General features: G+C 65.7%; 1 protein-coding gene and 1 pseudogene. Both read right to left on the bottom strand.

From position 1 onward, the window contains the following. Positions 1–190: 190 nt before the first annotated feature. Positions 191–343 (bottom strand): hypothetical protein, encoded by a 153-nt coding sequence (locus JCM25156_RS31820; RefSeq protein ID WP_242402754.1) that lies wholly within the window; start codon positions 341–343, stop codon positions 191–193. Beyond that, positions 324–773, bottom strand: a pseudogene (locus JCM25156_RS26335) (hypothetical protein); the annotation flags it as partial. The gene JCM25156_RS31820 and the pseudogene JCM25156_RS26335, both read right to left, overlap by 20 nt.

Genomic DNA, 773 nt, shown 5'->3' with positions numbered 1-773 from the left:
CGGGGGGCGGGACGGGGAGGAAGCTGTATCCATGCGGTCGGTTTTCTGCCTGTTGTATGAAGGGCCGGGCCATCACGAAAATCGGGTCACGGGTCGACTCTGCCATAGTCTTAACATGGGCGGTGGATGGACTGGGTTAATGAATGTAACACTCCCGCTTCCGGGCGTAAGTGAAAATCCGTCTGATGTTTCAGTCCCCGTCCTTTTGGGTGCCGGTCATGTCATGCCCGCTCACGGCCGCGCCCGCATTGGCGGAAAGCCCGCGCAGGATGGGCAGGGCCAGAAGCGCGACCACGCCGCATATCGTGAATGTCAGGCTGTAATCATACGCCTGCGCCGTCATGGGCAGGACAAGGTGGAAAGCGGCCAGCGCGCCCGCCGCGACGCATATGCAGTGTCAGCATCACCTGCTGGCAGGTGGAGTACAGGCTGGTGGCCGCGCTCATCCGCGCGGGCGGCATGTCGGCATAGGCGACGGTGTTGTAGCCGGTGAACAGGAGCGTCTGCCCCATGCCGTTCACCCCGAGCAGGAGCAGCAGCCACGCCATGCCCGCGCCGGGGTGGAACAGCGCCAGCAGCCCGCATATGCACGGCAGCACAAGGCTTGTGGCGCACATCACCGCCCGGAACCCCCGGCCGCGATAGATGCCCGGCGCGACGGAGCGCATGACGATCGCCCCCACCGGCGCGATGAAGGTGATCAGCCGCTCTGCGCGGCGCTGGCCCCGAACCGGGTCTGGAGCAGGGAGGGCAGCAGGAAGATGACCCCGGCG

It is taken from the genome of Komagataeibacter kakiaceti JCM 25156, from assembly GCF_000613305.1.
The sequence above is the reverse complement of the archived record's forward strand: the minus strand, read 5'-3'. Positions and strand labels throughout refer to the sequence as shown.

Coding starts and splice junctions, on each gene's coding strand:
- JCM25156_RS31820 (WP_242402754.1), bottom strand. CDS start 343: ATGACGGCGCAGGCGTATGATTACAGCCTGACATTCACGATATGCGGC.